This is a genomic window from Roseicyclus marinus (assembly GCF_036322625.1).
Taxonomy (GTDB): Bacteria; Pseudomonadota; Alphaproteobacteria; order Rhodobacterales; family Rhodobacteraceae; genus Roseicyclus; species Roseicyclus marinus_A.
Window position 1 is genome coordinate 2342325 of sequence record NZ_AP027266.1, and the last position, 26782, is coordinate 2369106.

At 66.4% G+C, this 26782-nt stretch carries 26 protein-coding genes; 14 read left to right on the forward strand and 12 right to left on the reverse strand.

Features of this window, described 5'->3' with window-relative positions; translation table 11 throughout:
* Positions 1–83 precede the first annotated feature (83 nt).
* Positions 84–833: a TSUP family transporter gene (locus tag AABA51_RS11125; RefSeq protein WP_338271920.1), complete on the reverse strand. Its 750-nt coding sequence runs from the start codon at positions 831–833 to the stop codon at positions 84–86.
* Positions 834–1091: 258 nt separating this feature from the next.
* Between AABA51_RS11125 and AABA51_RS11130 the strand changes: the two genes are divergently transcribed.
* From AABA51_RS11130 to AABA51_RS11155, 5 genes are read left to right on the forward strand one after another with little or no spacing between them, the layout of a single operon-like run.
* Positions 1092–1901 carry a hypothetical protein gene (locus AABA51_RS11130; protein ID WP_338271921.1) on the forward strand — a complete coding sequence of 270 codons (810 nt, stop codon included), beginning with the start codon at positions 1092–1094 and terminating at the stop codon, positions 1899–1901.
* Positions 1902–1930: 29 nt separating this feature from the next.
* Positions 1931–3055, forward strand: coding sequence for a glycosyltransferase family 61 protein (locus AABA51_RS11135; protein ID WP_338271922.1), 1125 nt, complete (start codon positions 1931–1933; stop codon positions 3053–3055).
* Between the two features lie 10 nt (positions 3056–3065).
* Positions 3066–3926, forward strand: a complete 861-nt coding sequence (locus AABA51_RS11145) for a hypothetical protein (protein ID WP_425328805.1) — start codon at positions 3066–3068, stop codon at positions 3924–3926.
* Between the two features lie 2 nt (positions 3927–3928).
* The gene (locus tag AABA51_RS11150) at positions 3929–4810 is read left to right on the forward strand and encodes a glycosyltransferase family 2 protein (protein ID WP_338271924.1); all 882 of its coding nucleotides are present in this window, start codon (positions 3929–3931) and stop codon (positions 4808–4810) included.
* A gap of 5 nt (positions 4811–4815) precedes the next feature.
* On the forward strand, positions 4816–6006 hold the full coding sequence (locus AABA51_RS11155; protein ID WP_338271926.1) for a glycosyltransferase family 2 protein: 1191 nt from the start codon (positions 4816–4818) through the stop codon (positions 6004–6006).
* A 119-nt stretch (positions 6007–6125) separates the two neighbouring features.
* Here the strand turns inward: AABA51_RS11155 and AABA51_RS11160 are convergent, their stop codons facing one another.
* Positions 6126–6569, reverse strand: coding sequence for a DUF1178 family protein (locus AABA51_RS11160; protein ID WP_338271928.1), 444 nt, complete (start codon positions 6567–6569; stop codon positions 6126–6128).
* Between the two features lie 43 nt (positions 6570–6612).
* Positions 6613–7089, reverse strand: a complete 477-nt coding sequence (locus AABA51_RS11165; RefSeq protein ID WP_338271930.1) for an NUDIX hydrolase — start codon at positions 7087–7089, stop codon at positions 6613–6615.
* A 99-nt stretch (positions 7090–7188) separates the two neighbouring features.
* Here AABA51_RS11165 and AABA51_RS11170 point away from each other — a divergent pair, with 99 nt between their 5' ends.
* The 3 genes from AABA51_RS11170 to hemP all read left to right on the forward strand — a co-directional run bounded on the left by AABA51_RS11170 (position 7189) and on the right by hemP (position 9128).
* Positions 7189–7725: a glutathione peroxidase gene (locus AABA51_RS11170; RefSeq protein ID WP_338271931.1), complete on the forward strand. Its 537-nt coding sequence runs from the start codon at positions 7189–7191 to the stop codon at positions 7723–7725.
* Positions 7722–8861, forward strand: a complete 1140-nt coding sequence (locus tag AABA51_RS11175; RefSeq protein ID WP_338271932.1) for an acetoin utilization protein AcuC — start codon at positions 7722–7724, stop codon at positions 8859–8861. The genes AABA51_RS11170 and AABA51_RS11175 overlap by 4 nt, the downstream gene beginning before the upstream one ends.
* Before the next feature lie 81 nt (positions 8862–8942).
* Positions 8943–9128, forward strand: coding sequence for a hemin uptake protein HemP (hemP, locus tag AABA51_RS11180; RefSeq protein ID WP_338271933.1), 186 nt, complete (start codon positions 8943–8945; stop codon positions 9126–9128).
* 158 nt (positions 9129–9286) lie between these two features.
* Here the strand turns inward: hemP and AABA51_RS11185 are convergent, their stop codons facing one another.
* A complete protein-coding gene (locus AABA51_RS11185; protein WP_338271934.1) occupies positions 9287–10795 on the reverse strand; it encodes an NAD(P)(+) transhydrogenase (Re/Si-specific) subunit beta in 1509 nt (502 codons plus the stop codon).
* 19 nt (positions 10796–10814) lie between these two features.
* Entirely contained in the window at positions 10815–12389 is a 1575-nt protein-coding gene (locus AABA51_RS11190) for a Re/Si-specific NAD(P)(+) transhydrogenase subunit alpha (RefSeq protein WP_338276546.1), read from the reverse strand.
* Between the two features lie 213 nt (positions 12390–12602).
* Between AABA51_RS11190 and AABA51_RS11195 the strand changes: the two genes are divergently transcribed.
* Entirely contained in the window at positions 12603–13364 is a 762-nt protein-coding gene (locus tag AABA51_RS11195) for an SDR family NAD(P)-dependent oxidoreductase (RefSeq protein WP_338271936.1), read from the forward strand.
* 190 nt (positions 13365–13554) lie between these two features.
* Positions 13555–14838, forward strand: coding sequence for a DUF3422 family protein (locus AABA51_RS11200; RefSeq protein WP_338271937.1), 1284 nt, complete (start codon positions 13555–13557; stop codon positions 14836–14838).
* A 90-nt stretch (positions 14839–14928) separates the two neighbouring features.
* On the opposite strand, the gene AABA51_RS11205 is transcribed toward AABA51_RS11200, so the two are convergent.
* The gene (locus AABA51_RS11205; protein WP_338271938.1) at positions 14929–16554 is read right to left on the reverse strand and encodes an AMP-binding protein; all 1626 of its coding nucleotides are present in this window, start codon (positions 16552–16554) and stop codon (positions 14929–14931) included.
* A complete protein-coding gene (locus AABA51_RS11210; RefSeq protein WP_338271940.1) occupies positions 16547–16942 on the reverse strand; it encodes a hypothetical protein in 396 nt (131 codons plus the stop codon). Before AABA51_RS11210 ends, AABA51_RS11205 begins: the two co-directional genes overlap by 8 nt.
* Before the next feature lie 97 nt (positions 16943–17039).
* Between AABA51_RS11210 and moaA the strand changes: the two genes are divergently transcribed.
* Positions 17040–18044, forward strand: a complete 1005-nt coding sequence (gene moaA, locus AABA51_RS11215; RefSeq protein ID WP_338276548.1) for a GTP 3',8-cyclase MoaA — start codon at positions 17040–17042, stop codon at positions 18042–18044.
* 5 nt (positions 18045–18049) lie between these two features.
* Entirely contained in the window at positions 18050–18520 is a 471-nt protein-coding gene (locus AABA51_RS11220) for a hypothetical protein (RefSeq protein WP_338271941.1), read from the forward strand.
* Here the strand turns inward: AABA51_RS11220 and AABA51_RS11225 are convergent.
* The 5 genes from AABA51_RS11225 to argE form a co-directional block, all read right to left on the reverse strand.
* A complete protein-coding gene (locus tag AABA51_RS11225; protein ID WP_338271942.1) occupies positions 18492–19706 on the reverse strand; it encodes an META domain-containing protein in 1215 nt (404 codons plus the stop codon). The genes AABA51_RS11220 and AABA51_RS11225 overlap by 29 nt on opposite strands.
* A 97-nt stretch (positions 19707–19803) precedes the next feature.
* A complete protein-coding gene (locus AABA51_RS11230) occupies positions 19804–20967 on the reverse strand; it encodes a M20 aminoacylase family protein (protein ID WP_338271944.1) in 1164 nt (387 codons plus the stop codon).
* Between the two features lie 23 nt (positions 20968–20990).
* Positions 20991–22154: a M20 aminoacylase family protein gene (locus tag AABA51_RS11235; protein ID WP_338271945.1), complete on the reverse strand. Its 1164-nt coding sequence runs from the start codon at positions 22152–22154 to the stop codon at positions 20991–20993.
* A 10-nt stretch (positions 22155–22164) separates the two neighbouring features.
* Positions 22165–23337, reverse strand: a complete 1173-nt coding sequence (locus AABA51_RS11240) for a M20 aminoacylase family protein (protein ID WP_338271947.1) — start codon at positions 23335–23337, stop codon at positions 22165–22167.
* A gap of 4 nt (positions 23338–23341) precedes the next feature.
* Positions 23342–24502: an acetylornithine deacetylase gene (argE, locus tag AABA51_RS11245; RefSeq protein WP_338271949.1), complete on the reverse strand. Its 1161-nt coding sequence runs from the start codon at positions 24500–24502 to the stop codon at positions 23342–23344.
* 223 nt (positions 24503–24725) lie between these two features.
* Between argE and AABA51_RS11250 the strand changes: the two genes are divergently transcribed.
* Positions 24726–25733: an ABC transporter ATP-binding protein gene (locus AABA51_RS11250; RefSeq protein ID WP_338271951.1), complete on the forward strand. Its 1008-nt coding sequence runs from the start codon at positions 24726–24728 to the stop codon at positions 25731–25733.
* Positions 25726–26763, forward strand: coding sequence for an ABC transporter ATP-binding protein (locus AABA51_RS11255; protein ID WP_338271952.1), 1038 nt, complete (start codon positions 25726–25728; stop codon positions 26761–26763). Before AABA51_RS11250 ends, AABA51_RS11255 begins: the two co-directional genes overlap by 8 nt.
* The last annotated feature ends 19 nt before the right edge of the window (positions 26764–26782 follow it).

A 26782-nucleotide genomic window follows, 5' to 3' on the forward strand; every position in this document is an offset into this window, starting at 1 on the left:
TGGGAACCGGTTTTGCGCTCCCCGGACATGCGACATCAGCAGGTCAGAGAGCGGCGCGTGACTGCGAATGAACGCGACGCGCTCTAACCCGTCAGCCCCTGCCAGATCAGCCTGAGCGAGATCAGGACAAGGATCGCATCGAGCGCCCGCTTGAACCCGTGATCGCTGATCCGGTTCAGAACGAACCGCCCCATCAGCGTCCCCGCCAGCCCCGCCGCGATCAGCGCCACGATCACCATCGCCCAAGGGCCAAAGGCAAAGCCCAAAAGCCCGAAGATCACCACCTTCAACCCGTGCTGCACCGTCATCAGCGCCGCATGGGTGGCGACATGATCGTGACGCGGCAGCGTCAGCGACTTGGTGTAATTCGCCACGAAAAGCCCCGTCGCCCCAAAGAACATGGTCAGAAAGCTCGACACGCCCCCCGTCAGCCACGGCCAGCGCGACAACCAGCGCGGCGGCTTGGCAAAGACGGAATAGATGACAAAGGCCCCGACCCCGATCTGCACCACGTTGGGCGGCAATTCCACCACCACCGCGCCGCCCATCCCCGCACCCACCAGCGACCCGATCAGGAAACCGGGGATCACGGCGGCCCAACTGATGTTGCGCCAGAGCATGATGGCCCGCCCCCCGTTCGAGCCAAGCTGCACCACCCCGTGAACCGGGATCAGCGCCGCAGGCGGCACAAGGCTCGCCATGATCGCCAGAAGCAGCCCGCCCCCCCCGATGCCCATCGCCACCGTGATCAGCGAGGCGATGAAGCTCGAAACCATGAGAACCCAGAACGACAGCTGCGACAGCCCCTCGGGCAACACGAAAAGAAGGTCCATCGCTCAGGCGTCTCCGGGGAAGCGGCTGCAGCGCCGCGCTGGCTGCATACTGTGGTATACCGATGCGAAGTCAAGTCCCCGCAATGCCCCCGCGCCCACGCCCACGCCCAAAGGCCCCCCAAACTTTGGACGAAAGGTAAAATCCTTGCCTTGATGGACGAAACGAGGGACAAGAAACCAACCAAAGAGCGCGACCAACCCGCGCCCATAGAGCAGTCACAAGTGCCGTCTCAACGCGCCGTCAAGAAGGGTCATTCCGTGCAACTCGACCGCCGCCCCGTCGCTTCCCTGTGGATCGGGGAAAAGCTGCAATATCTCAACCAGCTCTGCCTCGTGTCGCATCTGCGCCACGGCCATCCCGTGACGCTCTATTGCACCGATACCGTGCAGAACGTCCCCGAGGGCATCGTGGTCCGCCCCGCCTCCGAGATCATGGATATCCCCATGGATATCGTGGCCGAAACCTCCGCCAGCTTCCTGTCCAATGTCTTCCGCTACAAGATGATCCGCGCGACCGGCGCGATCTGGATCGATTGCGACGCCTTCTGCCACCGCCCCTTTCCCGATGACCAGGACTGGATCTTTGCCGGCCACGGCATGCGCGGGGCGCTCAATTGCGGTGTCGTGGGCCTGCCGCGCGACTGCGAGTTGATGGACCGCCTGCTCGATTATTACGACAACCTGCCCGACGCGCCGCCCTGGTGGAACAAGCAGCAGCGCAAGAAGCTGGAAAAACAAAAGGACGCGCCCCATGCCGTCCGCATCTACCGCACTGAACGCACCGCCTTCGGCCCGCAGGCCTTCACCTGGTTCGCGCAGCAAACGGGCGATTTCGACCGCGCCATGACGCCCGATGTGCTCTACCCCGTGCCCTTCCAGCTCAACGACATCTTCTACGACCCCCATGGCCGCGTCGAAGGCTGGTTCACCGACGCGACCCTCTCCGTCCATCTCTACACCAACGGCACGAAACCATGGTGGCGGCGCAACGTGCCGCTCGAAAACTCCTATGCCTGGCGCATGTGCCAGGAGGTCGGCATCGATCCTGCACAGGCGTTGGAAGACTGACACGACAAGGCGCAAAGGAGGCAGTCTTGATGCCCACCCCCGAGCCGCATCTCGATTTCGCCCCCGACCGGCCGATCGACTGGACACCCGTGGTCCATCGCGACGTGGTGCTGGTGCCCTGGGGCGAAAACCCGCCCGGCGGCGCGCGGCGCGCGGCGGGCCTGTTCGATGCCGAAAACCGCTTCCTGCCCGAGGGGCATTGCTGGCGCTACCCGTTCGAGCCGATCACCGTCGAACCGGTCCCGCCCGTGACCGAGGGGCGGATCGAACGGCTGTCGGGGCGCTGGCTTTTCGGCGGGCTTTTCTACGGGCATTTCGGCCATTTCCTTGTCGAGACGACCGCCCGCCTCTGGGCCACGGGGCTCTTCGACGATCTCGACGGGATGGTCTTCTACCCCAAACGGCTTCTCACCCATGAACGGCGCATGTTCCGCGAAACCATGCCCTTCTTCGAGCTCTGCGGCCTTGCCACGCTGGACTTGCGGGTGCCCCAGAAACCCGTCGTCATCGACGAATTGCTGACCCCGCCCCCCGGCTTCGGCATGGGCGAGATGATGGCGGGCCGCCCCGAATACCGCGACTGGATGCGCGCGAACATGGGCCGCGCCATCGCCCCGAACGGCCCCGAGGCGATCTATGTCTCCCGCGCGCGCCTGCCCTCCAAACGCGGCTCCATCTTGCTCGAGGATCGTCTCGAGGCGCTTCTCGAGGCCGAGGGCTACACGATCATCCATCCGCAGGAAGACCCGCTCGAACGCCAGATCGAGATCTGGAAAGCCGCGCGCCGCGTCATCGCGCTCGACGGATCGGCGCTGCATTTCGGCGCCATGCTCCTGCCCGAAGGGGCCGAGGTGGCGATCCTCAATCGCGGCCCCTCCCAGAACATCGAGGATTACATCCTCCAGTTCCGCGCCTTCGCCGGGATCGACCCTTTGCGCATCGACGCGCTCACCGGCTACTTCCACCCCGCAGGCCAGCGCGTCGTCAAGCGCGAGGTCTTTGCCACCCTCGATTTCGCAGCCGTCGGCGCGGCCCTGCGCGCGGGCGGCTTCATCCGCTCCGAAACCCCGTGGCAGAACCCCACCCGCGACGAGATCCTTGCCGCCGCCGCCCATGAGGCGCGGGACGGCACCCTCGACTGGACCGAGATCTGAGGACCCAGCCATGCCCAAGGAATTCGCCTGCGCGCTCACCCATGTCCGGCACGAGGATGTCTTTCTCGAGAAATGGATCGCCCATTACGGCGCGATCGTCGGGCGCGAAAACCTTCATGTCGTGATCGACGGCGATGATTGGGAACCGACAATCGACCTCACCGGCATCCGGACCGAGGTGCTGCTCGACGCGCCCCGCCGCCGCATCCAGAACGACCGTTTCATCGCCAAGCAGATGTCGGGCCGCGCCAACACGCTGCGCAAACGCTACGAACATGTCATTCGCGGCGATTGCGACGAATACGTGGTGATCGACCCCGAGGCCGGTCTCGACTGGCCCGAAGCCTTGGCCGAACTGGGCGAGGATGGCTATGTCTTCGCGCTCGGTGTCGACGTGGTGCAAGGGCCCGATGAAACCGCCTCCGTCGATCCGACCCAACCGATCCTTGGCCAAAGGCGGCAGGGGTTCGTCGCCGATGGCTATTCCAAACCCTTCGTCATCTCACGTTGGGCCAATTGGGCGGGCGGCGCGCACAGGCTCTTGAACCGCAACGTGCGGATGAGCGCGCATTTCACGCTCTTTCACATGGCGCTCTGCGACCGGACCATCGCCAAGGCGCGGATGGAGGCGCGGGGCGGCACCGCCCAGCACCCGAGCTTCGTCGACCACCAGACCCTGCGCCTCAACGCCATCGCCGATGCAGGCCCCGCCCCCCTCGATTATGCCGAGGCGCGCGCCATAGGCCTGTCGCAATTCCCGGTCGAGGCCGATGGCACCCCCGCCACCCGCCCGCGCAAATCCACCGATCCCCGCGCGACCGACAAGGGCCTGCCGGTCATCATCCCCGACCGGTTCTTCGGGCTGGTCTGACCATGACCCTGCCCCCCCTCACCGTTGCGACCATCGCGCGCGAACCCCTGCCCGTGCTCGACCGCTTCCTGCGCTGGCATCTGGCGCAGGGGGCCGCGCGGATCATCCTCTTTCTCGACGACCCGGACGACCCCGCGCAGCACCATTTGACCGGCGATCCAAGGGTCGAAATCCGTCTCTGCACCCCTGCCTTCTGGTCCGCCCTTGGGCTTGAGCCCGACGCCCGCTTCACCCGCCGCCAACGCGCGGTGATGACCCTCGCCTACCGCGACGTGGCAGAGGGCTGGGTGATGATCCTCGACGCGGATGAGCTGATGTGGATGCCGGGCCGCACCCTGCCCGAGGCGCTGGCGACCCTGCCCGCCGAAACCCTGTCGCTGCGTGTGGCCACCGCTGAACAAGTGACACTGGCCGATGGCACAGGCGCTTTCCGCCTGCCCATCCCGCGCGCCGCGGTGAACGGGATCTACGGCGCGGATGCCGATCTGTTCCGCCCCCGCTTCGGCCTTGTCGGCCATCCCGAGGGCAAATCGATCCACCGCGCGGCGCTTCCCGGCCTGCGGCTGAAACTCCACTGGGCCGAAACCGAAACCGGCGAAACCCTCCCCGGCGCACTCTGGGGCGCGGCGGAAAACGCCTATCTCCTCCATTACTTCGCCCCCGGCTACGCCCCGTGGCGGGCCAAGATGGATTGGCGCGCGGGCGCGCATGGCTTTGCGGGACCGCTCAAGGACCGTCTTGCCGCCATCGCCGCCCTGCCCGACCCCGAACCGGGCTACCGCGCACTCTACGACCGCCTCCACCACCTGACCGAGGCGGAGGCCACGGCGCTTGCCGCCGCAGGCGGGCTCCTGCGCACGGCCCCACCTCTGCCCGGCGCCTGAAACCGATGGCCCACGCCCACGCCACGATCCTCTCGATGATGAAGGACGAAGGCCCCCGCCTTCTGGAATGGCTCGCCTATCACCGGCTGATCGGTTTCGATGCGGTCTGGGTCTATACCAACGACTGCCGCGACGGCACCGACGCGATGCTCGACCGGCTCGCGTCCATGGGCCTGTGCCGACACCGCCCGAACCCCGTGCCGCCGGGCAAGAAACCCCAACCCCATGCCCTGACGCTGGCCGAGAAAAACCACGCCCTGCTCGATACCGACTGGCTCCTGCCCATCGACGCCGACGAATTCCTGCACGTCAGGACAGGCGACGGCACGCTCACAGCCCTCCTCGCCGCCTGCCCCACGGGGACCCAGGGCATCGCCGTCAACTGGCGCATGATGGGCTCGAACAAGATCGTGGCATGGTCGCCCGACCCGGTCCTGCCGCAATTCACCCGTGGCGCGCCCACGGATTTCCGACGCGGCTGGGGCGTCAAGACGCTCTTCCAACCCTATCCGCATCTGAAACTCGGCATCCACCGCCCTGGCGTGAAAGGGGCCGCGCAACACCCCGACCGGCTCGACACGCTCCTCGACCGCCACTGGGTCAACGGATCGGGCCTGCGCCTGCCCCCCGGTTTCATGGCGGATGGCTGGCGCGGATCGGCCGCGACCCACGGCTACGACCTGGCCGAGATCGCCCATTTCGCCGTCCAGAGCCGCGAGGCCTATCTGTTGCGGGGCGACCGGGGCAACGTGAACCTCAAGCAAGGCAAATACGACGCGACCTATTTCGCCGTCTTCGACCGGAACGAGGTGGCTCTGCCGGACCTGTCCGCATGGTCGGGCAGGATCGCCGCGCTGGTGGAGGATTGGTTGACCGACACGACGCTCCGCCGCCTCCACGACCAAAGCCGCGACTGGCACCGCACCCGGCTGGACGAGTTGCGCGCCACCCCCGGCTTTGCCGCACAGATGGCGGATCTTGCCCGCGCCGCCGATACACCCATTGCGGCGCTCGATGAGCTGCTCTTCCCCCAACCCCTCGCGCCCGAGGGCAAGGCGCTGGTCGCCCGGATGCGCGCGGCAGGCATCCCCGACCGCGACATCGCCCGCCAGATCGCCGCCCGCGTGGCCGAGCTGGAGGCCGCGCGCGACGCCCGCGACCGCGCCGAACTGCGCGCCATGGGTGTGCTCTCCTAGACGGAAATAACGGTCCTAGAGCGCATCGCGTTCATTCGCATTCACGCGCCGCTCTCTAACCCTTTGATTTCGCATGTCCGAGGAGCGCAAAACCGGTTCCCACTTTTGCGCGACATGCTCTAATTCGTCTTGTCGGGCGGCAGGATCGGCAGGGGGGCGATGGGAATGCCCTCCTCGATCAGGGCGCGCGCCTCTTCGGGCTTGGCCTCGCCATGGATGGGCCGTGCATCGGCCTCCCCCAGATGCATCGCCCGCGCCTCGGCCGCGAACCGCCCGCCCACATAGGTCGAGTTTTTCGCCAGATGCTCGCGCAGGGCGCGCAGCATCTGCTCGGCGGGATGGGCGGGTTCCGACAGGGGCCGGGCGGGTGCCGGGGCGGCGACGGGTTCGGGCGCATCCACCCCCGACACACGCGGGGCCATCAACGCCTTGGTCACCTCCGTCCCGCCACAGATCGCACAAGACACAAGCCCCTTTTCGGCCAACGCATCATAGGCGGCGGCCGATTGGAACCAGCTTTCAAAGCTGTGATCTTGCGAACATTTCAGCGCGTAGCGGATCATCGTCTGTCAAAGCTATGCGGTTGGGGCCCGTGTTCAAGCGCTCTCAGCGCAACGCCTCTGGGTCGAATGTCTCGATCATCTGTTTCAACTCGGCCTCGTCCACCCTTTGCGCGGCCTTCTTGCGGCTCATCCACTTGATCTTGCGCTGCCCCGCCTCGGGGAAAACCTCGTCCACCTGCGAGATTTCCATGGGAAAGACAAGGACCACGCAAGGGATCGACAATTCCTCGTCCAGCCACTTGGAATAGGAATAAAGCCCCAGCACGGTGTCATGCACCCGGCCCCGCAACCCCGCCTCTTCCCAGGCTTCCTGCGCCGCCGCCTCCGATGGGCGCATCCCGTCCATCGGCCAGCCCTTGGGGATGATCCAGCGCCCGCTGTCGAGCGAGGACATCAGCATCACCTCCACCCCGCCCTTCTTCTTGATCCGGTAGGGCAGCACGGCGAATTGCGTCCGCGTCTCGCGCTTGGCGGCGGTCGGAATGCGCAAGGGCGCCTGGATGGTGGGTCTGCGGGCCATGACGCAGGGGTATCGCATGGGCCGCGCCCCCTTGCCAAGCCCGGCTTGACGCCCAAGCCCCCGGCCATACCTTTGCCCCGACGCCCACCGGAGACGCCGATGAACCGCCGCAGCCTGATCGCCACCCTGTCCGCCCTGCCCCTTCTGGGCCTGGCCCGAACCGCGACGGCACAGGGCACGTTCCGCTTCGAGTCGATCGACGGCGGCAGCTACGACATGGCCGATTGGCGCGGGCGGCCCGTTCTGGTCGTCAACACCGCCTCGCTCTGCGGCTACACCCCCCAATATGACGAGTTGCAGACCCTGCACGAGGAATACGGCCCCCGTGGTCTGGTCGTCCTTGCCGTTCCTTCCGACGATTTCCGGCAGGAACTGGCCAGCGACGAAGCAGTTGCCGAATTCTGCGAGGTGAATTTCAACCTCACCCTGCCCATGACCACGATCACCTCGGTGCGCGGGTCGGGCGCGCATCCCTTCTACCGCTGGCTGCGCGACACCTACGGTTTCGAACCGGGCTGGAATTTCAACAAGGTGCTCCTCGATGGCACGGGGCAACTGGTCCAGACCTTCGGCTCAAACACCCGCCCCACCAGCCGCCGCATCCGGGCCGAGGTCGAGGCGCTGATCGGCGCGTGACCTCCCCGCTTTTCCTCGGCTCCGAGATCTATCGCGGCTCCAGCTATGGCGGCTGGCACCCGCTCCGCGTGCCGCGCGTCTCGACCGTGATGGACCTGTCGCGCGCCATGGGCTGGCTGCCAGCGGGCCAATACCGCACCAGCCCCCGCGCCAAGCCAAAGGCGCTCACCATCTGGCACACGCCCGACTATGTCGCGGCGCTCGAACGGGCCGAGGCGGAACAGGCCGTGACCGACCCTGTCCGCGACCGCCACGGGCTCGGGACCAATGCCAACCCGATCTACCCCGAGATGTTCCGCCGCCCCGCCACCGCCGCAGGCGCCTCGCTTCTGGCGGGGGAATTGCTGGCGCAGGGCGGCACGATCTACCATCCGGGCGGCGGCACCCATCACGGCTTTCCCGACCGGGCGGGCGGCTTTTGCTACCTCAACGATCCCGTCCTCTCGATCCTGTCGCTCCGCCGCGCGGGTGCGGCCCGCATCGCCTATGTCGACATCGACGCCCATCACATGGACGGCGTCCAGCACGGTCTGGCGGGCGATCCGCAAACCCTCCTGATCTCGGTCCACGAGGAACGCCGCTGGCCCTTCACCGGCCCGATCGAGGATGACGGGGGCGGCAACTGCCTGAACCTGCCAGTGCTGCGCGGGCTCAACGACACGGAAATGGCCGCGATCCGCGACCGGCTGATCCTGCCCGCGCTTGTCGCTTTCGCGCCCGATGCCATCGTCCTGCAATGCGGGGCCGATGCCGTGACCGAGGACCCGCTGTCGCGCCTCACGCTCTCGAACAACGCCCATTGGGATATCGTGGCGGCGCTCAAGGCGCTTGGCTGCCCGCGCCTTCTGGTGCTGGGGGGCGGCGGCTACAATCCGTGGTCCGTCGGGCGGCTCTGGACAGGCGTCTGGGCCACGCTCAACGGCCACGAGATCCCCGAACGCCTGCCCGAGGCGGCCGAACAGGTGCTGCGCGCGCTGCGCTGGGACAACCCGCCCAAACTGGGCCGCAACCCGCCCGAAGACTGGTTCACCACGCTCCGCGATGCCCCCCGCCCCGGCCCGATCCGCCCCGAGATCGCCGAGCGGCTCGCCCATCTGGCCCTACGCCCCGCCGCGCGCGGGCAGATACCCGAGTGAAAAACTCTGGAATTGACATATCCGATTCTTTTTGTCAGTTTCTGGCGCATCAGATCGCGCAACAGATGCCGGAGCCCCGCCATGAGCTTTCACGGAAAGATCACCACCACCGCCGAGGCCAGCCGCACCGCGGCCCCGGCCCATACCCTGCCCGTCTACGACGCCCGCCGCCTGACCGATGGCGAGGGCACGGCGATGATCGTGCTCGATGACAAGACCTACCAGCTGCGCATCACGCGGGCGGGCAAGCTGATTTTGACAAAGTGACATCGGATCGGATGGTGCGCCTGAAGGCGCACCCTACGCGGCCGGTTCGGCAGGGTGCGCCTGTTACGGCGCACCACCGCCACCAAACCACCCCTACCAACACCCCAACGAAAAAGGCCCCCGAAACCCGGGGGCCTTTTCCAATTCCTTGACGCCGCTCACCCGACCTTGGGCAGCAACTCGTCGAGCGATTTCTTCGCATCGCCATAGAACATCCGGGTGTTCTCCTTGAAGAACAGCGGGTTCTCGATGCCCGAATAGCCCGTCCCCTGCCCGCGCTTGGACACGAAGACCTGCTTGGCCTTCCACACTTCCAGAACCGGCATCCCGGCGATCGGGCTGTTCGGGTCGTCCTGTGCGGCCGGATTCACGATATCGTTCGAGCCGATGACGATCACGACATCCGTATTCGGGAAATCCTCGTTGATCTCGTCCATCTCGAGCACGATGTCATAGGGCACCTTGGCCTCGGCCAGAAGCACGTTCATGTGGCCCGGCAGACGGCCTGCCACGGGGTGGATGGCAAAGCGCACTTCCTTGCCAGCCGCGCGCAGCTTGCGGGTCAATTCGCTGACCGATTGCTGGGCCTGGGCCACCGCCATGCCGTAACCCGGCACGATGATGATGCTGTCGGCCTCGTTCAGGGCGCTCGCCACACCATCGCTGTCGATGGCGATCTGCTCGCCCTCGATGGCCTGCTGCTCGCCCGTCGCACCGCCGAACCCTCCCAGGATCACCGACACGAAGCTGCGGTTCATCGCCTTGCACATGATGTAGGACAGGATCGCCCCCGACGAGCCCACCAGCGCGCCCACCACGATCAACAGGTCATTGCCAAGGCTGAAGCCGATGGCCGCCGCCGCCCAGCCCGAATAGCTGTTCAGCATCGAGACCACGACCGGCATGTCCGCGCCGCCGATCCCCATGATCAGGTGGTAGCCGATGAAGAAGCCCAGAAGCGCCAGCAAAACCAGCGCCCAGGTGCCCGCGCCGCCCAGGTACATGGCCAGCAGCACAAGCGACCCCGCCGCGGCGGCAGCGTTCAGCATGTGACCGCCGGGCAGTTGCTTGGCCGAGGTGTCGATCTTGAACGGCAACAGGCTCGAGGAACCCGACAGCTTCCCATAGGCCACGACCGACCCGGTAAAGGTCACCGCACCGATCCAGATGCCCAGCACCAGCTCGACCCGCAGGATGCCGATCTCGACACCGGTCTTCTTGCCGATCAGCTCGCCGAAATTCGACAGCGTGCCCAAGAGCGCATAGGCTTGCGATGTCAGCGGCCCCTCGGGCTGCGGGAAAGGCAGACCCGCCTGCGCAAAGACAGAGGCGACATTGCCGATCTCCACATGGGCGTTGATGCCCACGAACACGGCGGCCAGACCAACCAGCGAATGCATGATCGCCACCAGTTCCGGCATCTGCGTCATCTGCACCTTGGTCGCCAACTGGTAGCCCACGGCGGCCCCGCCCGCGATCAGGATCAGCGACATGACCCACAGGCCCGATCCCGGCCCGATCAACGTGGCCGCAACCGCAATCGCCATGCCCGCGATCCCGTACCAGACCGCGCGCTTGGCGCTTTCCTGCCCCGACAGACCGCCCAGCGACAGGATGAAAAGAACGCCCGCGACCGCATAGGCCGCAATGGTGAATCCGAAATCCATCTCTTCTACCCCTGCCCGCTCAAGATTTCTGGAACATGGCGAGCATGCGCCGTGTCACGAGGAATCCGCCGAAGATGTTGACGGCGGCCATGAAGATGCCCAGCGCCGCCAGAACCGTGATCAGCACCGAACTGGACCCGATCTGCATCAAGGCCCCCAGGATGATGATCGACGAAATGGCATTCGTGACTGCCATCAGCGGCGTGTGCAGCGAATGGGCCACGTTCCAGATCACCTGGAAACCGATGAAGACCGACAGCACGAAGACGATGAAATGCTGCATGAAGGTCGCGGGCGCGATCAGGCCCACACCCAGAAGCAGCGCACCGCCCACGGCCAGAAGCGTGACCTGGTTCTTGGTCTGCGCCTTGAAGGCCGCGACTTCCTGCGCGCGCTTCTCCTCGGGCGTCAGCTCCTTGGGCTTCTCGCGCTTTTGCACCGCGATGGCCGCGACCTTGGGGGGCGGCGGCGGATAGGTGATCTCGCCCGCGAAAACGGCGGTCGCCCCCCGGATCACGTCATCCTCCATGTTGTGCACGACCGCGCCGTCCTTGCCGGGCGTCAGGTCGGTCATCATGTGGCGGATGTTGGTGGAATAGAGCGTCGAGGATTGCGCGGCCATCCGGCTCGGGAAATCCGTGTAGCCGACGATGATCACGCCATTGTCGGTGACGATGCGCTCGTCCTTCTGGGTCAGCTCGCAATTCCCGCCGCGCTCGGCGGCCAGGTCGATGATGACCGAACCGGGCTTCATCGCCTCGACCATGTCCTTGGTCCACAGGACCGGCGCGGGCCGGCCCGGGATCAGGGCGGTGGTGATCACGATGTCCATGTCCGGCGCGATCTCGCGGAACTTGGCCAGCTGCTTGGCCTGGAATTCCGGGCTTTGCGGGGGCGCATAGCCGCCCGTCGCCGCGCCATCGGGCAATTCATCGGCCGAAAACTCGAGGAACACGAATTCCGCGCCCATCGATTCGATCTGCTCGGCCACTTCGGGCCGCACGTCAAACGCATAGGTGATCGCACCCAAGGACGTCGCCGTGCCGATCGCGGCCAGACCCGCGACACCCGCACCCACGACCAGCACCTTGGCAGGGGGAACCTTGCCCGCCGCCGTCACCTGGCCGGTGAAGAAGCGGCCGAAATTGTTGCCCGCCTCGATCACCGCGCGATAGCCCGCGATATTGGCCATGGACGACAGCGCGTCCATCTTCTGCGCGCGGGAAATGCGCGGCACCATGTCCATGGCGATGATGTTGGTCCCGGCGGTTTTCGCCGCTTCCATCAGCTTTTCGTTCTGTCCCGGATAGAAGAACGAGATGACAAGCTGGCCTTCGCGGAACTTCTTGGCCTCCGCCGTGGTCGGCGGGCGCACCTTGGCGACGATGTCGGCCTCTTTCCACAGCGCGGCGGCGGTTTTCACCACCGTGACGCCCGCGGCCTCGTAGGCGGCATCGGTAAAGCCAGCGGCCCCACCGGCACCCGCCTCGATCACGCAGTCATAGCCGAGTTTCTGAAGCTGGAGCGCGCTGTCGGGGGTCATCGCCACCCGTGCTTCGCCCGGCTCGATCTCCTTCGGAGCCCCTATCTTCACAGTCATCCCCTCTTTGCCGTGACGGACTAGTCGAAAGCCCCATAGCAACACAGGACGCGGTCCACAACTGGGCAAGGCGCGACAGTTTATTGCGCATACATTGGCATACAATTTGCGAAGATTTCAGGACCTTGCGACGGGTCGCAAAGCCCGCCCTTGCAGCCCGCCCCGACCGCGTTACGCTCCCGCCCGTACGGTTGGGGAGGATCGGGGATGGAACATGCAGGACGCCACGCGCTGGTGACGGGCGGCGGCACGGGGATCGGGCTCGACATCGCGCGCGCGCTCGCTGCCGCCGGGGCCGAGGTGACGATCACGGGCCGCAATCTCGACCGGCTCCAGACCATCGCGGCGGGAACCCCCCGCCTCCATCCCCTCGCCATGGATGTGGGCGACGAGGTCTCGGTCCGCGACGGCATCGCACATGCGGCCACCCTGCGCGGGCCCATCGCCATCTGCATCGCCAATGCCGGCATCGCCGAAGGCGCGAGCTTTCACCGCGAAACGCTCGACCATTGGCGCGCCATCATGACCACCAATCTCGACGGCGTCTTCCTGACCTTCCAGGCGGCTCTGGCCACCCTGGGCCGCGAGGATTGGGGCCGGATGATCGCGATCTCCTCCATCGCGGGCCTGCGCGGCCTCAAGGGGGCCAGCGCCTATACCGCCTCCAAACATGGCGTGCTGGGCCTGATCCGGGCCTTGAGCGAGGAACGCATGGGCGGGCCCGTCACCTTCAACGCGCTCTGCCCCGGCTATGTCGACACCCCCATCGTCAGCCGCAACGCCGCCGAGATCGCCACCCGCCAAGGCATCCCCGAGGCCGAGGCCCGCGCCCATCTCGCGCGCGGCAACCGTCACAAGATCCTCCTCCAGACCGAAGAGGTGACAGGCGCCGCCCTCTGGCTCTGTTCGGAGGCCGCGCGCAGCGTGAACGGCCAGGCGATCCAGATCGCGGGCGGACAGGTGACATAACGGCAACGCCCCGGCCCCGGGACCGATGCTGCGTTGCGGCAGAAAATCCAGCCTTGTCGGGCCCTTGCCGCCACCGGAGCCTTCCCGTATGCGATTGCATTCCGGCAAACCCCGAATTTTATTGTGTTTTTCCCGTTTACTTGGCAGCCATTTCTTATATCTGGCAAGATGATCCCCAGAGGGCCGCACCATGCCGATCCAAGACCACCCGCTGCGCTTCCGCCTTGCCAATGAATTGCACGCGCGCCCATTCCCGAATGTGGCCGCCCCCGCGCAGGCGATCTTTCTCGCGATCAAGCAGCCCAAGGATGCCGCCAAGCGCGACCGCGGCCTTGACCGCGCGCATCTGCTGGCGCTGCTGGACCGCTTCGGGGCCGACCATCCCGCCCCCGATGCCACGCATTTCTTCGGCGACCTGGGCAAGTTCCGCCTCAAATGGGAACAGCATACCGAATTCGTGACCTATACCGCCTTCCTGCCCGCGGGCGATGCACGGCCCTTCGACCCCTCGGCCTGGGAGGTCTTTCCCGAGGATTGGCTGGCCAAGGCTCCGGGCGTGCGCATCACCTCGGCCCAGATCCGCATCGAAACCGCCAAGGGCATGGATCAGGACGTGGCCGACAAGCTGGCCGAATGGATGGTTCCCGAAAGCCTTGCCGTCAGCCATGTGCTGGACGAGACCGCCGTGATCGCGGGCGATTTCCGCATCGACAGCAATGGCCACATGCGCTTTGCCGTCTTCTGCAAGGAAGGCACCGACAGCCGCCGGATCGGCCGCATCGTGCAGCGCATCTGCGAGATCGAGACCTACAAATCCATGTCGATGCTGGGCCTGCCCATGGCGCGCGACATCTCCACCCGCATGGGCGAGATGGACGAAAGCCTCGCGGAACTGGTCAATGCGATGACCGGCCATCTGGCCAAACCCGACGAGACATTGGGCCAGTTGCTCGCCATTTCGGCGGAGCTGGAGAAGCTCCAGACCCAAAGCGCCTTCCGCTTCGGCGCGACCGGGGCCTACGAGGCGCTGGTGAACCAGAGGATCGAGGTGCTGCGCGAGGTCCGGTTCATGGGCCGCCAGACCTTTGCCGAATTCATGATGCGCCGCTACGATCCCGCGATGCGCACGATCAAGGCGACGGAACGGCGGCTCCTGTCGATGTCGGAACGCGCGATCCGCGCGGGCGATCTCCTGCGGACGCAGGTCGATGTGAACCGCTCGGCCCAGAACCAGGATCTCCTCGCCAGCATGGACCGCCGCGCCGACATGCAGCTGCGCCTGCAAAAGACGGTCGAGGGGCTGTCGGTCGTGGCGATCAGCTATTACGCGGTGAGCCTTGTCGTCTATCTCATCAGCCCGCTCGCCGAACCCCTGGGCACGTCAAAGACCACGCTCACGGCGCTGGCCGTCGTGCCGGTGGTGCTGGCCGTCTGGGTCATGGTCCGTTCGATCCGGCGGTCGATGGAAAAGTAGGGGTTTCGCCCGCTTCGCGGTCGACTCGTGCGAGGGGGCCCTGCCCCCTCGCGCTCCCCCGGGATATTTATGAAACAGAGAAGGGTTGGGTCAGCCGCCTCTACGCAAAGCCCGGCGCAGGATCTTGCCGGTCGCGGTCATCGGCAGGCTGTCCGCACGGATGATCTTGCGCGGCACGCAATGGGCCGAGACGCGGCTGCGCACGATCTCCTTGAGCGCCGCTTCCATCCCTGACCATTCCGCGCCATCGCGCAGGACGACATGGGCCACCACGATTTCCGTGCGCAAAGGGTCGGGTTCGCCCACCACGGCGGCCATGACCACGTCGGGATGGCGGGCCAGCGCCTGTTCGATCTCGACCGGCCCGATCCGGTACCCGGCCGAGGTGATCACATCATCATCCCGCGCGTGAAAGGTGATCTGCCCCGAGGCATCCCGAGTGGCCAGATCGCCGGTGTAGAGCCAGCCATCCACGATCTTTTTCGCCGTCGCCTCGGGCTTGTTCCAGTAGCGCAGCATCATCACCGGATCGGGCGCGCGCACGCAGACCTCGCCCACCGCGCCCGTGCCGACCTCGCCCGTCGCATCGCGCAAGCTGACATCATGGCCGGGCACGGGCAGGCCCATGGCACCGGGACGGCGCGGCATCGGGCCGGTGCAGGCGGCCAGCACCAGGTTCGCCTCGGTCTGGCCGTAGAATTCGTTGATCGGGCAGCCAAGCCGCGCCTGCCCCCAATCGAGCAGATCCGCGCCCAGCGCCTCGCCCCCCGAGCCCACGGCGCGCAGGCGCAAACCCTCGGGCGGGGCGACCTGCCGCATCAGCCGCAAGGCGGTCGGCGGGATGAAGGCGGCACTGACCCTTTCGCGCCGCATCAGCTCATAGCCCGCCTCGGGATCGAACTTGGCAAAGCGATGGGCGACCAGCGGCACACCGTAGAACAGGCAGGGCAGCGCCATGTCCATCAGCCCCCCGATCCAGGCCCAATCGGCGGGCGTCCAGCCCACATCGCCGGCCTGCGGGAACCCGCCATAGGCCAGTTCGAGACAGGACAGATGGCCATAAAGGAACCGATGCGCGTGCAAGACGCCCTTGGGATCGCCCGTCGTGCCCGAGGTGTAGATCATCACCGCCGGATCTTCGGCCTCCGTCTCGACGGGCCGGAACCCGGAACCGGGGGTCGCGGCCAGATCGTCGAAGCCAAGAACCGGCGCACGCGCGGGCCCGGTCGAAACGATCACCCGCAACCGGGGCAGATCGGGCTCCAGCGCCATCACCCGGTCAAGCGTCGCCCCATCCGTCACGATGGCGCAGGCCCCCGCATCCCCCAGCCGGTAGCGCAGCGCATCTTCCCCGAAGAGCGTGAAGAGCGGCAGGCCGATCGCCCCGAGCTTCATCGCCGCCAGATGCGTGACGAGGGCCGCCGGATGCTGCGGCAAGAGAACCGCCACCCGGTCGCCCCGCCCCACGCCCCGCGCGGCCAGCGCCACGGCCAAACCGTCAGAGGCCGCCTTGAGCCGCCCGTAGCTCCAGACATCGCGCGTTCCATCCCCCTGCAGGTGGATCACCGCCACCTTGTCGGGATCGGCCATGGCCCAGCTGTCGCAGCACAGATGCGCGATGTTCATCCGCCGGGGGATGGACCAACCGAACCCTGCCCGCAGGCTGTCCCAATCGGCGATCTGCTGAAACAGCCGCCGGTCGGCCATGTCAGGCATCGCTGATGACGGTGACGGTCGGCAGCGCGGTCAGCGGAATGCCCAGCTCCTGGAAGGCCTGCAACGACATCCGTGACCCCGAATTGCGCGCACCGCCCGAGGGGCGCAGCGTCAGGAACAATTGCAACCCGTTTTCCGAGATCACGCGCCCGGGCTGCTCGGTGCTGACCAAGGGCGTCTCGATCCACAGGCCGGGATCCGCCGCATCGCCAAGACTTGCGACCGAAAAGCCCATGAAGCGCCCATCGCCCTGCGGCAGGGCCGCACCCGTGCCCCCCTCGACCGTGGCCGAAGGATCGACAGCGGCGATCTGGGGCGACACGTCATCGGGGACGGTCGCGCAGGCACCAAGAGAGACGAGACAGGAAAGGGCGATCACATGTTTCATGCGCGCCAACCTAGGGGCATTCCGCGCCCTCTTCAACAGGCTGCGACAGCCTCTCTTGCCTGTGGCCGTCACCGCCCCTAATCTCCGCGCCATGACCATGACCACGCCCCTCATCGACCCGTTCCATCGCGCCATCAGCTACCTGCGCGTTTCGGTCACCGACCGCTGCGATTTCCGCTGCGTCTATTGCATGGCCGAGAACATGACCTTCCTTCCCAAGAAGGAATTGCTGACGCTCGAGGAACTGGACCGGCTCTGTTCCGCCTTCGTCCGCATGGGGGTGCAGAAACTGCGCATCACCGGGGGCGAACCCCTGGTGCGTCGTGACATCATGACGTTTTTCCGCGCCATGACCCGGCATCTGGATAGTGGCGCGCTCAAGGAACTGACGCTCACGACCAATGGCAGCCAATTGGCGCGGTTCGCCACCGATCTCTACGACGCGGGCGTCCGGCGGGTGAATGTCTCGCTCGACACGCTCGATGACGCGAAATTCGCGGCCATCACCCGCTGGGGCCGCCTGCCCCAGGTGCTCGAAGGGATCGAGGCCGCGCAGAAAGCGGGCCTCAAGGTCAAGATCAACGCCGTGGCGCTGAAGAATTTCAACGAGGATGAGCTCTTCACCCTCCAATCCTGGTGCGCCGACCGGTCCATGGACCTCACCTTCATCGAGGTGATGCCGATGGGCGATCTGGGCAACGAGAACCGGCTCGACCAATATTGGTCGCTCAAGGATCTGCGCGCGCGTCTGGCCGAACGCTTCCAGCTCACCGACCTGGCCGAGCGCACGGGCGGCCCCGCCCGCTATGTCCGGCTGGAGGAGACGGGACAGAAGATCGGCTTCATCACGCCGCTCACCCATAATTTCTGCGAAAGCTGCAACCGCGTGCGGCTGACCTGCACGGGCGAATTGTACATGTGCCTCGGCCAGGAAGACATGGCCGACCTGCGCGCGCCCTTGCGCGCCAGCGCCGATGATGCCGTGCTCGAGGATGCGATCCGCGCCGCCATCGCCCGCAAGCCCAAGGGGCATGATTTCGACTATTCCCGCCAAAGCGTCGCGGGCCAGGTCACCCGCCACATGAGCCATACCGGCGGCTGACCGGATTGGGCGCATCCCGCCTCCGCGCCGCCCTGTCGCTTGGCATCGCGGGGGCGCTGTCGCTCTTCGCGGCGCTTCTGGCCCATGAAATCCTCACCTTCGGCAGCTCCGGCCACGGGATCATCGGGCGCGTGACCTGCCCCGATTGGCCCTGCCCGACGCTCTCGGTCATCACCGTGGGGCTCGTGTTCAAGGGGATCGGCGCGGGCCTTGCGCTTGCCTGCCTCGGCGCGCTCCTGCCCCATGCCCCGGCGCGGCTCTGGGGGGCGGGGCTTTTGTGGGTCTTGCAATACCTCTGGGGGCTTGTCGGCATCGCCTCGGGCTACCGCGACCAATTCGGGCCGGACTGGCACTGGTGGCAACCTTTCGCGGTCCTGATGTGGGACCCTGTCACCACGCCCGCCCTGCTGATCGTGGGGCTTTTGGCCTGCCTCGGGCTCGACCGGCTCATGGCCGGTCCTGCGCGGCCCTCATGATCAGGATCGGCCGCTCCATCGCCAGCAGCACCAAGCCCCCCGTCCCGTCGATATCGAAGCCCGTCACCTGCGCCAGCGCTGCGAAAAACCGCTGTTCCTGCGCCATGATCGGCTCGGGACAGGCCATCATCGTGGCCCCCGCCTGCCCGATCGCCAGCCCCTCGCCGGTCAGATCGTAACCGGCGAACCAGCGGTTGCACCCGCCCGATCCCGCCACCCGCCCATCGGCCCCGAAACCAAGCGTCAGACGGCTGTCCGCGATCACCGGATCGCCCGCGATGCTCTCGACCCGCCACGCCCCCCGCAGCAGGTCTTCGGGCAGCCCGCCGCAGCCCTGCAGGACCTGATCCCCCATCGCCACCGCCAATGTCTCAGGATAGGGCATCCCCGTCATGCTGTCGCGGCAGATCGCGGGCTTGCGCCGCAGCACCGCGTCCCCTGCCGTCACCCTCAGCGCGCCCTCGGCTGTCAGGGCGCTTTCCGTCACGGGCAGGATCACATCCTCCATCCCCAGACGGCGCAGCACCATCTGCCCCGACGCGATCTCGACCGACCAGAAAGGTTCATTGCCCCGCCCGCGATAGGCCCGCGCCTCGGGCGGCAGGGACGCGCGGCATTCGGGCAGCGCCACCCCGTCAAGCGCCACCTGCGCCACGCCGGCCCTGTCCCAGAAATACGTCTCCGCCTGCCCCGACACCTCGTAGCGCGCGCCCGAGGCGGCGGGGACAGGCGCCATCACCACCCAATCCCGCCCGGTATCGAGCACCACATTCCCCTCCGCCGCCCCGACGCGCAGGGGCAGATCGCCACAGCGATAGCTTGCGGGAAAAACCCCGGCCTCGTGGCGGACAAGCCCGATCTCGCCCAGATCGCCCATGGCCCCGTCGAGGACCACAGGTTCCCCCAGCCACTCCGCAACCGCCCCCAGCATCAGACCTGCGCGCAGGATGCCCACGGCCTCCCCCGGCACCTCCAGCGAAAAGGGGATGGGCACCTGCCGCCCGTCGCTCGGCACCCGCGCCTCGGCCAGGAGCCGCCCATCGGGCGCGGTCAGTTCGACCACCAGAACCGCATCTTGCGGCAGCGCGATCCTGTCCCGATAGGTCACGCTGCCCGTCAGCCGCTGATCGGCCAGCGCAGCGCCGGCAGACAGCATCAGGCAAAGGGCAAGGGCGGCACGGATCATGGCAACCTCCGTAAAAGCAGCCGGGTCAGCCTAACCCCCGCCGCCCCGTCCCGGAACAGATTTCACCGCCCCTCAAAGCCGCGCGCGAAAACCCGCCTCAGGCGGCGGGCAGACGCCGTTCCACGATCTCGGCCCACCACGAACAGCCCGCCGGGATCGCCTCGTCGTTGAAATTGTATTTCGGGTGGTGGACATTGGCCGTGTCGCCATTGCCGACAAGGATATAGGCCCCCGGCCGCGCATTCGACATGAAGGCGAAATCCTCGCCCCCCATCACCTGCGGCGCCTCGGCGCAATCGCCCGAAACCGCGCGCGCGACATCGGCGGCAAACTCCGTCTGGGCATCGGCATTGATCATCACCGGATAGCCGCGCCGGTAATCGACCCGCGCCGCGCCCCCGAATGTCGCCGCCGTCCCCTCGGCAATCGCCTTCAGCCGTTCCTCGGCCATGTCCTGGATACCGGGGTCAAGCGTGCGCACCGTGCCCTTCAGATGCACGGTCTCGGGGATGACGTTATAGGCCTTGGACCCTGTCTCGAAGCTTGTCACCGACACGACCACCTGTTTCACCGGGTCCGCATTGCGGCTGGCAATCGTCTGCAACGCCAGCACGATATGGGACGCGATCACCGTGGTATCGAGCGTGTCATGGGGCTTGGCCGCATGACCGCCCCGGCCCGTCACGTAGATGTCGAATTGATCGGCCGCGGCAAAGAACGGGCCGGACCGGATCGCGAATTGGCCGGTCGGAACCCCCGGCCAATTGTGCATCCCGTAGACCTCTTCGATGTTCCAGCGCTCCATGATCCCGTCATCGACCATTTCCTTGCCGCCGCCGCCGCCTTCTTCGGCGGGCTGAAAGATCACGGCCACCGTCCCGTCGAAATTGCGCGTCTCGGCCAGGTACTTGGCCGCGCCCAACAGCATGGCGGTATGCCCGTCATGCCCGCAGGCATGCATCGCGCCCGGCGTTTTCGACGCGTAGTCCAGACCCGTCTCCTCGTGGATCGGCAGCGCATCCATATCCGCGCGCAGCCCGATGGTGCGCCCCGACCTGTCGGATTTGCCCTTGATGATCCCCACGACGCCCGTGCGCCCCAGCCCCGTCACCACCTCGTCACAGCCGAATTCGCGCAGCTTTTCGGCCACCACGGCGCTGGTGCGATGCGTCTCGAACAGGATCTCGGGGTTCTCGTGCAGATCGCGCCGCCACGCGGTGATCTCGGGCAGCAATTCGGCGAAACGGTTCTTGACGGGCATCTTTCTCTCTCCTTCTGAGGGCGTCAGGCGGTCGGCAATCGTCGCTCGACCAGTTCGGCGAAGAAACTGCATCCATAGGGGATGGCCTCGTCGTCGAACGCATATTTCGGGTGATGGCACATGGCGCTGTCGCCATTGCCCATGAAGACATAGGCGCCGGGCACCTTCTCCAGCATGTAGCTGAAATCCTCGGACGGCATGATCGGTTGGGTATCCTCGATCACGCCCCGGCCCACCGCGCGGGCGGCATCGCTGGCGCGCACGGCGCCTTCGGCATCGTTCACCGTCACCGGATAGCCGGGGTGCCAGATGACCTCCGCGCTTGCACCGAATGCAGCCGCCGTATGCACCGCCACCTCGCGCACCCGCGCCTCGGCTAGCTGTCGGTATTCGGGGTCGAGCGTGCGCACCGTCCCCTCCATCCGCGCCACGTCGGGGATGATGTTCGACGCCCCGCTGTCGGTGCCAAAGGTGCCGACCGTCAGCACCACGCGCTTGAGCGGGTCCACGTTGCGCGACACGATGGAATGCAGCGCGATCAGGATATGGGCCGCGACCAGCGTGGTGTCGATGGCGCGATGCGGTTCCGCCGCATGGCCGCCCTTGCCCGTCACGATGATCTCGAATTCATCCGAACTTGCCTGCAAGGGACCGGGCCTTGTCGCGAAAATCCCCACCGGAATCCCCGGCGCATTGTGGATGCCGTAGATCTCGTCGACCGGAAAGCGGGTGAACAACCCGTCGTCGATCATCGCCTTGGCCCCCGCGCCCCCCTCTTCGGCAGGCTGGAAGATCACCACGACGCTCCCGTCGAAATTCCGCGTCTCGGCCAGATACTTGGCCGCCCCCAGCAGCATCGCGGTATGCCCGTCATGCCCGCAGGCATGCATCTTGCCCGGCACCTTGGAGGCATAGGGCAGCCCCGTCGCCTCCTCGATCGGCAGCGCATCCATGTCGGCGCGCAACCCGATCGCGCGCCGCGAGGCCCCCTTGCCCCGGATCACACCCACGACGCCCGTCCGCCCGACGCCTTCCACCACCTCATCGACGCCGAACTCGCGCAGCCGCGCGGCGACAAAGGCCGCCGTCTCATGCACCTCGTAAAGAAGCTCGGGGTTCTCATGCAGATGATGCCGCCAGCCCGCGATCTCGGGCAGCATCTCGGCGAAACGGTTCTTGATCGGCATATGTCCCCCCTCAGCCCACCGGCATCCGGCGCTCGATCAACTCGGCGAAAAACGAACAGCCATAGGGGATCGCATCGTCGTTGAAATCATATTCCGGGTGATGGACCTTTTTCGTATCCCCATTCCCGATATGGACAAAGGCACCGGGCCGGGCCTGCAGCATGTAGCTGAAATCCTCGGCCCCCATGCGCGGCGGGCGGCCCCAGCGGACCATCCCCTGCCCCGCCACGGCCTCGCAGACCTCGGCGGCAAGCCGCGCGTTCTCCTCGTGGTTCACCGTCACCGGATAGCCCCGCTCATAGGTCACCTCGGCGCTGCAGCCATAGGCCTCCGCCGTGGCCGTCACGATGGCCTTGATCCGCGCCTCGGCCAGATCGCGCACGCCCTCGTCGAGCGTCCGCACGGTTCCGGCCAGCATCACGCTGTCATCCACCACATTCGTCGCCGCCGATTCCGTCTGCATCACGCAGATCGACACCACCACCGATTTCAGCGGATCGACCGACCGGCTGGCGACCGTCTGCAATGCCATGACCGTCGCACAGGCCGCAGGCACCGGGTCGATCACGTTATGGGGCTGGGCCGCGTGACCGCCGCGCCCCCGCACGACGACCCGCAATTCATCCGCCGCCGCCATGATCGGCCCGGGTGCCACGCCGAATTCGCCCACGGGCAATCCCGGCTCATTGTGCATCCCGTAGACCTCGCGGACGCCCCAACGCTCCATCACCCCGTCCTCGATCATGGCAAGCGCACCCGCGCCCCCCTCCTCGGCCGGTTGAAAGAGCAAGACCACCGTCCCGTCGAAATTCCGCGTCTCGGCCAGGTATTTCGCCGCCCCCAAAAGCATCGCCGTATGCCCGTCATGGCCACAGGCATGCATCTTTCCCGCCGTCTTCGAGGCATGGGGGAGCCCGGTCTTTTCCGACATCGGCAGCGCGTCCATATCCGCCCGCAACCCGATACAGGCCCCGCGCGTGTCGCTCCGCCCCCGGATCACGCCCACGACACCCGACCGGCCCACGCCGGCCACCACCTCGTCGCAGCCGAAGTCCCGCAGCCTGTCCGCCACCAGCGCGGATGTGCGCGGCAGATCATAGAGGATCTCAGGGTTCTCATGCAGATCACGCCGCCACGCGGTGATTTCCTCGTGCAGATCGGCCAGACGGTTCTTCACGGGCATGTCGTCATCCTTCGTTCAAGACGCCCAGCAGCCGCTCCATGAAGGCTTCGCCCTTGGTCAGCTGCTCGACATACATGTATTCATTGGGTTGATGGGCCTGCGCGATATTGCCAGGGCCGCAGACGATGGCCGAATAGCCCGCATCCTGGAACTGCCCCGCCTCGGTCCCGTAGCTTACCACGGCCGTGCCGTTCTCGCCGGTCAACCGCCGCACCAATGCTTCCGCCGCGCCATCTTGTTCCGCGCGCAGCCCCGGAATGTCCCAGCGCGGCAGGGCGGTGATGCCCGCCTCGGGCCGCACCGCCTTCATCCCCGCCTCGATCCGGGCGATCTCTTCCAGGATGCGCTCGGCCCACAGGGCATTGGGCTCCGCCGGAACCGTCCTTGCCGACAGGACAAACGTGCAATCCTTGGCCGTGATGTTATGCGCCGTCCCGCCCTGGATCATCCCCACATGGAGCGAGGTATAGGGCGGGTCGTAATCGCTCGCCGGATCGGCCTTTTCCGCGTTTTCCGCATTCACCCGGTTGGCCCAGTCGATCAGCCGCGCCGCTTCCATGATCGCCGACACGCCCCGATAGGCGAGCGAGGAATGCACCTCGAACCCGTGGAAATGCAGGTCGAACCCCACGCCTCCCTTGTGGCCGTTCACGATGCCCCATTCGGTGGGCTCCCCGATGATGGCCAGCGCGGCTTTCGGCATATGGGCCTGCATCGCCGCGATCATCGGCGGCGCGCCGGTGCAGCCGATCTCCTCGTCCCGGCTCAGGCACAGTTGTAGCGGCCGCTTCACGCCGCGCTTGTGCGCCTCGACCGTGGCCCAGATCGCCAGCGCGTCGAATCCTTTCATGTCGCAGGTGCCGCGCCCGTAAAGCTTGCCGTCCTTTTCCACCACGCTGAACGGGTCACTGTCCCAGGCCTGCCCATCGACCGGCACGACATCGGTATGACCCGACAAGATCACGCCGCCCGCGACCTCGGGGCCGACATGGGCATAGAGACTGGCCTTGGTCCCGGTCGGGTCCATGTCGCGGTGGCAGGCGATGCCATGCCCGCCAAGATAATCTTCGACCCAATCGACCAGCGGCAGGTTGCTGTCGCGGCTGACGGACGGAAAGGACACAAGCCTGTCGAGCAGGGCCCGCGGACTGAGGACAGCGGTCATGGAATGCTCCGGGTGATTGCCCGCCGACCCTGTGCCAGCCATGCCGGGCCGTCAAGCCCGCGCCGGAAATGCTGCACAACCATTAGGCACCTGCCGAAACCGGGTGCAACTTCCGGCGATTGCGGCTTGCGAGCCGCTTTTTTCATGTTAGCGTCACCAAAGATTGCAGCCGCCCACGCATCGACAAGAGGCGGCGCACCAACAGGTAGGGGAGCATCTGACGATGCCCGACGGGGCCACGCCCTTCGTCCTTGATGTCAAGGACCTCAAGACCGTTTTCCGCACCCGGCGGGGCGAGGTTCATGCCGTCAATGACGTGAGCTTCACCCTCAAACCCGGCGAATTGCTTGGGGTTGTGGGCGAATCCGGTTCCGGCAAATCGGTCACGATGATGTCGCTGATCCGCCTCCTGCCCATGCCCCCCGCCGAAATCCGGGGCGGCAGCGTCCTGTTCGAAGGTCAGGACCTCGCCCGCGTCTCCGAGGATGCGATGCGCGCCATTCGCGGCGCGCGGATCGGCATGGTCTTCCAGGACCCGATGACCAGCCTCAACCCGGTCTTCACCGTCGGCTACCAGATCACCGAGCCCTTGCGCACCCATATGGGCCTGACCAAGGCGCAGGCCGCCAACCGCGCCGTCGAATTGCTGGACCTGGTGGGCATCCCCGATGCCCGCCGCCGCCTCGACGACTATCCCCACCAGTTTTCCGGCGGCATGCGCCAGCGCGTGATGATCGCCATTGCGCTGGCCTGCGACCCCAAGGTGCTGATCGCCGATGAACCCACCACCGCGCTCGACGTGACGATCCAGGCCCAGATCCTCGAACTGATCAAGGATCTGCGCCAGAAACTCGGCATGGCGATCGTCTGGATCACCCATGACCTGGGCGTGATCGCGGGCATCGCGGACCGTGTGATGGTCATGTATGGCGGGCAGGTCGTCGAACAGGCCCCCGTGCGGGAGCTTTTCGCCAATCCCCAGCATCCCTATACGCGGATGCTTCTGGAAACCGTCCCCAACATCCGGGGCGACCGGCAGGAAAAGCTGCGCGTGATCCAGGGCCAGCCCCCGATCCTGTCCAAGGCCCCCGAAAGCTGCCCCTTCCGCGCCCGCTGCCCGCAAGCCTTCGACCGCTGCGCGGCCCAGAACCCCGCCCGCTTCGATGTCGGCCCCGCCCATGACGCGGCCTGTTTTTGGGATTTCAAGACGGGGGCACCGCGCCATGCGTGACATGGGAACCCGGAAAAAACTGGTCGAGGTCAAGAACCTCAAGATGCATTTCCCGATCCGCTCGGGCCTCCTGCGCCGCGTCACCGGCGCGGTCAAAGCCGTCGATGACGTGAGCTTCGACATTTTCGAGGGCGAGACGCTGGGCCTTGTGGGCGAATCCGGTTGCGGCAAATCCACCTGCGGCCGCGCCGTCCTGCGGCTTTATGAACCGACCGCGGGCTCGATCATCCTCGATGGCGAGGAAATCGCCCACGCCCCCTTCGACAAGCTGCGCCGCCTGCGCCCCAAGATGCAGATGGTCTTCCAGGACCCCCAGGCCTCGCTCAACCCCCGCATGACGGTGGCGGGCATCATCGGCGAACCGCTGATGGAACATGGCAAGATGTCGTCCAAGGAACGGCTCGACCGCATCTACGAATTGATGGATGCCGTGGGCCTCAACCGCGATTTCGCCAACCGCTACCCGCACGAGTTTTCCGGCGGCCAGCGCCAGCGGATCGGCATCGCCCGCGCGCTCGCGCTCAACCCCAAATTCATCGTCTGCGACGAACCCATCGCCGCGCTTGACGTGTCGATCCAGGCCCAGGTCGTCAATCTTCTGGAAGAACTCCAGGACAAGCTCGGCCTGACCTATCTCTTCATCTCCCACGATCTGTCCATGGTCCGCCACATCGCCGACCGCGTCGTGGTGATGTATCTGGGCAAGGTGGCCGAGATCGGGCCCCGCGACGGGCTCTACGACGATCCGCTCCACCCCTATACCAAGGCGCTCCTGTCGGCCGTGCCCGAACCCGATCCGGTGGCCCATGACAGCGCCAACCGCACGATCCTGCAAGGCGATGTGCCCAGCCCCGCCAACCCGCCCAAGGGCTGCAACTTCTCGACCCGCTGCCCCGTGGCGATGGACATCTGCCGCCGCCTCGACCCCGAGGTGACCGAGGTCAAGCCGGGCCGCTTCGTCGCCTGCCACCTCTATACCGAGACAACAAGCCAGACCGCGGGCAACGCGGCACAAACCGTTGGGGCATGAGCATCCAACAAGGAGAGAG